This is a genomic window from Negativicoccus succinicivorans, assembly GCF_018373335.1.
Taxonomy (GTDB): domain Bacteria; phylum Bacillota; class Negativicutes; order Veillonellales; family Negativicoccaceae; genus Negativicoccus; species Negativicoccus succinicivorans_A.
The window spans coordinates 1-6,344 of record NZ_JAHAHH010000074.1; the positions used below are offsets into that span (position 1 = coordinate 1).

A 6,344-nucleotide genomic window follows, 5' to 3' on the forward strand; every position below is an offset into this window, starting at 1 on the left:
GTAATGCCGAGTTTCTCCGCTTTTGCCAGTTTGCTGCCGGCATCTTCCCCCGCCACGACCAGGGTTGTTTTACTGCTGACGGAGCTTGCCACCTCGCCGCCCTGCGCAACGATCAGATCCGCTGCTTGCGTGCGATTAAAGCGGGTCAGCTTTCCCGTTAAAACTACTTTTTCACCGCTAAAAATACCGTCCGCTGCCGGTTCACTTACTTCTTCATCGGTAACTACGCCGAGGTCTTGTAATTTATGAATAAATGCAATGGATTGCGGCATTTGTAAATACGTATATAAACTCTCGGCAATCGTTTCCCCGATGCCGTCCACCGTCGCCAACTCCTGCGGTGTCGCCGTTTGTAATTTTTCATACGTCGGATATGCGGCCGCAAGCAGGCGAGCCGCTTTCGTGCCGACATAGCGGATACCGAGTGCAAACAATAAGCGCGCCAGTCCGCGTTCCTTGGTTTCGGCAATCGCGTTCACCAGGTTTTCCGCGCGCTTTTTTCCGAACCGTGGCAACTCTACGAGATCTTCCACGCGCAACGTATATAAATCCGCCGCGTCATGCAATAAGTCGTGCTCCAACAACAAGTCAATCACTTTGGGGCCGACGCCGTCCATATTCATCGCTTGGCGAGACGCGAAATGAATTAATTTTTCCCGCAGAATCCCCGGACAGCTCGGATTTTGGCAACGGTACGCCACCTCTCCGGGAATGCGTGTCACGTCACTGCCGCATACCGGACACTGGTGCGGCATCACAAATGCCGATTCACTGCCGTCACGGTCCTCGGTAATGACGCGAATAACCTCGGGAATGATTTCTCCTGCTTTGTGAATCAAAACCGTGTCCCCGACGCGAATATCCTTTTCCGCAATGTAGTCCGCGTTGTGCAACGTCGCACGGCGTACCACCGTACCCACGAGCGACACCGGTTCCAAATCCGCCGACGGTGTCAGCACGCCGGTGCGTCCGAGCGTCACGATGATATCCGTCACTTTGGTTTTCGCTTCTTCCGGCGGATACTTGTACGCAATCGCCCACCGCGGCGCTTTAGCCGTGTACCCGAGAGCGCGTTGCTGCGCGAAATCATTGACCTTAATGACCAAGCCGTCGGTATCGTACGCCAAATCTCGCCGCGCCGTCTCCCAACGCTTGATTTCCGCGCCGATCTCTTCCACAGAATGCCAGAGGTGATAGTTCGGATTGACGGAAAAGCGATACTTTTGCAGTGTTTCCAATAACTCACGTTGTGACGTAATGCCGGTTTCTTCCGCATTGCCGATGGCGTATGCAAAGAAATCCAGTTTGCGCGCCGCGGTCACGCGCGGATCCAGCTGACGCAGCGAACCCGCGGCCGCGTTGCGACAGTTGGCAAACGGCGCTTCTCCATTTTCATCACGAGCCTCATTGAGCTCGACAAACGCCCGGCGCGGCATATATACTTCCCCACGAATGTCCAATCGCGCCGGCGCATTTTTTATAAACAACGGTAACGAACGAATCGTCTTTACATTGGCGGTAACATCTTCACCAACTTCACCGTCACCGCGCGTCACGCACTGCGTCAAATGGCCGTTTTCATAAATCAGATTAATCGCCAGCCCGTCAATTTTAAGCTCGGTGACGTATTCTACTTGTGCAGTGCTGCCTAAGCGTTCCTGAATGCGTTTAGCGAACGCATTGACTTCACCAATGCTGAACGCGTTAGCCAAGCTGTATAAGGGAAACTGATGCGTTACTTTACTAAACGCCCCCGATGGTGCCGCCCCGACGCGTTGTGTCGGTGAGTCCGGCGTAATCAATTCCGGATGCGCTGTTTCCAACTCGACCAATTCCCGATACAACTTATCAAATTCAAAATCGCTGATTTCCGGCTGATCAAGCACATAGTATAAATAGCTGTGGTGTTGTAACGTTTCGCGCAATTCCCGTGCGCGTTCAGCGGCAGTTTTCTCAACCATGGCTTACTCCTTTGTTAAAGGTGCGAATTTTACCATTACCAGGCGCACCTGCCGGCCCGGAAATTCTAATTTTAATTGCATGCGTTCGCCTTCACCGCGCACTTCCACCACCGTACCGAGCCCCCACTTCGTATGGCGCGCCCGATCGCCGACCCGCCAGTCATAGCGAGCGTTAACCTTACCTTTCGGTGCGGTGACACCGACAGCAGCATTGCTGACTACACGTTGGCCGGTTCGTTTCGCCCGGTCGGCCTGTCCCCAACGGATACGGTTTTTATTTTCTTTCTTCTCCACCAGATCTTCAGGGATTTCACCGACAAAACGACTCACCAAGTACGGATTGGTGCTGCCGAACACAGTGCGGGAGCTGGCGTGCGTCAAATATAAAATTTTTTCCGCACGCGTGATCCCGACGTAGCATAAGCGCCGTTCTTCTTCCAATTCATCCGGCGCGAAAAGCGTCCGCGCATGCGGGAAAAGTCCTTCATCCATACCGATCAAAAAGACGATGGGAAATTCCAAACCTTTGGCGCTGTGCAACGTCATCAAGGTAACCTTTTCGCTACTTTCTTCAAATGTATCGACGTCATTTACCAGCGCGACCTGTTCCAAAAAGCCTTGCAACGTGGGCTCTTCCGTTTCATCTTCGTAGGTTTTGGCAACGGACACCAATTCGCCGATGTTCTCGACGCGGCTTTGCGCGCGCGGATCCGTATCATTCAACAGACTGGTAATCAATTCGGTATGCGCCAACACCGCTTCCAATAAGTCGGTAACGTTTTCGGTCGTCGCCGTATTCATCAATTCCAACATCAAAACACTGAAAGCACTCAGCTTTTTGCGCGTACCGGCATTTAACGACTCAATTCCGTCCGCGGCCATAATCATTTCAAACAATGACACGCCCTGTAACCGCGCGGCGTCCTTAACGCGACTCACCGTAGTGGTGCCGATACCGCGCTTGGGAACATTGATAATGCGTTCCACGCTGACATCGTCGCGCGGATTTTGCAACACTTTTAAATACGCCAACACATCTTTGATTTCCTGGCGATCGTAAAAGCGCGTCCCCCCGACAATGGTATAGGCGATACCGCGTCGTACCAACGCTTCTTCCATAGCGCGCGACTGCGCATTGGTGCGGTACAACACCGCCATATCGCCGTATTTCGCGGGAGTTTCACTCACCAGACGCTGCATTTCACCGGCGCAAAACTGCGCTTCGTCCGTTTCGGAAACCGCTTCGTAGTAGTAAATCGGCTCGCCATCCGCCTGATCCGTCCAAAGATTTTTGCTGGGGCGGTGCTCATTATTTTCAATGACATGATTAGCCGCATTCAAAATTGTCTGCGTCGAACGATAATTCTGCTCGAGTTTCAATACTTTCGCCCGCGGATAATCCCGTTGAAAATCAATAATATTCTGCACATCGGCGCCGCGCCATGAGTAAATACTCTGGTCCACATCGCCGACCACGCAAAGATTTTGCTCGGGGCCGACCAGCATTTGGGTCAGAACGTATTGTGCGTGGTTGGTATCCTGATACTCATCGATCAAAATATAACGAAAGCGGTTCTGATACGCCTTACGCACATCCGCATGACGTTGCAAAATAACCGCCGGCAGTAGCAACAGATCATCGAAATCCAACGCATTGTTGGCTTGCAATATCGCTTCATAGCGAGCGTAAACTTCAGCGGCTTTTTCCGCAAAGAAATCGTCCGCCGCTTCTTGCGCCGCCCGCGCGTTTTGCAAATTATTTTTCGCATTGGAAATGCGCGCCTGTAACGCATTCGGCGCAAACTGCTTATCGTCGAGGTTCATCTCTTTTAAAATGCCTTTGACGACCTGTTGGCTGTCTTGCGCATCATAGATCGTGAATTGACGCGTATACGGCGGTATAACATCGATTTCGCGCCGTAAAAAGCGCGCGCCAAACGAGTGGAAAGTGCTGATCCACATATGGTCCGCCGACGCTCCCACTAATTTTTTCACGCGCTCTTTCATTTCCTTCGCCGCTTTATTGGTAAAGGTAATCGCCAAAATTTCCTGCGGCGAAATCCCCTGCTCCAGCATGTACGCAATGCGACTGGTCAAGGCTTTGGTTTTGCCCGAACCGGCGCCCGCCAAAATCAAAACCGGACCTTGAATCGTTTGCACGCCTTCGCGCTGCTTCTCGTTCAATGAAGTAAAGTAATCTGTCATCCGTTCTCCCAAGAAAAAAAGGTTGCCGGAGCAACCTTTTTATAATGCCCCCAGCAGTGGCGGAGCGACCTGTTTTTTACGCGACATCACGCCCGGCAAATGCAATGTTTGCGCGTTGCCTTTGACCTGAAACGCCGCTTCGATCGCGGTTTCCACCTGACTGGTGTACAGCAGATCCGTCGATTCCTCTAAAATATCCGTGACCATTAAAAAGGATGCCTCATAATTATGGGCGGCGCGATCTTCTTCCAGCAAGCGTAAAAGCTCGTCGCGTTGCGCCAAAATCGGTTGCGTATCCATGACGGAAAGCTGAGCAATACTGAATGTTCCTTTTTTGCCATCAAATTCTTTTTTATCGGTCAGGACCAATTCCGCTGCCGTTTTGTCGGAAAGATCAGCACCGGCTTTGAGCATGTCCATGCCGTATTTTTCATAATCGACGTCGGCGATTTGCGCCAATTCTTGCACGGCTTTACGGTCCCGTTCCGTGCACGTCGGCGAGCGGAACAACAGGGTATCGGAAATAATCGCCGACAGCATCAAGCCCGCCATTTGTCGCGGAATTTCAATGTCGCACTGCTGATAGAGCGAATATAAAATCGTCCCCGTGCAGCCGACCGGTTCAATGCGTATTAAAATCGGCTGATCCGTCGTGAAATCGCCGAGGCGATGGTGGTCAATCAATCCCTGCACATCCGCTTCGGGCATCCCGTCTACGGCTTGCTTGCTTTCATTGTGATCGACTAAATACATCGGCTGACCGGCTTCTACCCGCGTCACCAGCTCCGGCGCTTCGCTGCCGAAGTAATTCAATGCAAATGCCGTTTCTTTATTGATTTCGCCGGCGCGAATCGCTTTGGCTTCTTTCCCCTGCGCCCGTAACCAGTGAGCGCAAACCAATGCGGAACAGATCGTATCCGTATCCGGACTCTTATGGCCCGACACTAAAATCATTTCTGCCATTTTGTCACCTCATCATTTGAATTAAAATATTCTGCTATTTATTATACCATGAAGCACGTTGGCATTCAGAAAAAGAGCCCGTCAAATGACCGGCTCTTTTTTCTTATTCCTTGCTTTTTTTGCTGTCGTTACCGATGCTTTCAATCGCAACGAAGAGCATCGGAATCATAAAGATTCCCAGCGCCGTCGCCGTCAACATGCCGAAGACGACTGTCGTGCCCATTTCACTGCGCGAAACACTGCCCGCGCCGGTAGAAAGCGCCAACGGTAAACAACCCAAAATAAATGCCAATGAAGTCATCAGGATCGGGCGCAAACGAATTTTGGAAGCCTCGATGGCTGCTTTGACGTGATCCATACCGTGATCTACACGGATTTTGGCGTATTCCACGATCAAAATCGCGTTTTTCGCGGCTAACCCGATAATCGTCAGCAGACCGATTTGGAAGTAAATGTCATTGTTGATGTTAAAGAGCCAGCCGAAGAAAGCCACGCCCAAGAATCCAGCCGGTACCGAAAGAAGTACGGAAAACGGAATTTTCCAGCTCTCATACAAAGCGGCCAGCGAAAGGAATACGAACAACAGTGCCAATGACATAACGTACAGCATTTGGTTGCCCGCTTTGATTTCCTGCGCCGACTGGTCCGCAAATTCAAACCCGTAGCCGGAGGGTAAGACTTCTGCCGCTACTTCCTGCAACGCTTGGAGCGCTTGGCCAGAACTGTAGCCGTTCGCCGCATTACCGCCCACTTTGATCGCCGGGAAATTATTATAGCGAGTCAAAATAGCGACCGACCCGCGTTGTTCCGGCGTAATAAACGAACTCAACGGCAGCATCTCGCCTCGCTGATTACGTACCGTCAATTCACGATTGGCATTCGGCGACATTCGGAATTCCTGATCCGCTTGCGCGATCACTTTATAGCTCTTACCGAACGCGGAGAAATCGTTAATCTGCGTGCCGCCGTAGAACATGGAAAGCGCCGTATTGATATCGGAAACGTTAACGCCGGAGCGTGCCGCTTTGTCGCGATCTACATTAAAGTGGTACGCCGGCGTGTCCATGCGGAACGTCGTATATGCCGAAGCGATTTCGGGTCGTTGATTGACTTTAGCCAAAAATTGCTGCGCGACTTCAAACATTTTCTCCGTACTGTCGCCGCTGCGATTTTGCAAGTACATCGTGAACCCGCCGGTCGCCCCCAGTCCCGGAA

The 6,344-nt window shown here is 51.7% G+C and carries 4 protein-coding genes; all 4 read right to left on the bottom strand.

What is annotated here, in order from left to right:
• Positions 1 to 1,961: NAD-dependent DNA ligase LigA (gene ligA, locus KH813_RS05715; protein ID WP_303994373.1), on the bottom strand; the 1,961-nt coding region annotated here is incomplete at its 3' end.
• A 3-nt stretch (positions 1,962 to 1,964) separates the two neighbouring features.
• Complete coding sequence (gene pcrA, locus KH813_RS05720) at positions 1,965 to 4,166, bottom strand: DNA helicase PcrA (RefSeq protein WP_303994374.1); 2,202 nt, start codon at positions 4,164 to 4,166, stop codon at positions 1,965 to 1,967.
• A gap of 39 nt (positions 4,167 to 4,205) precedes the next feature.
• The gene (locus KH813_RS05725) at positions 4,206 to 5,129 is read right to left on the bottom strand and encodes a manganese-dependent inorganic pyrophosphatase (RefSeq protein WP_303994375.1); all 924 of its coding nucleotides are present in this window, start codon (positions 5,127 to 5,129) and stop codon (positions 4,206 to 4,208) included.
• A gap of 103 nt (positions 5,130 to 5,232) precedes the next feature.
• The coding region (locus tag KH813_RS05730; RefSeq protein WP_303994376.1) for an efflux RND transporter permease subunit at positions 5,233 to 6,344 on the bottom strand (1,112 nt) is incomplete at its 5' end.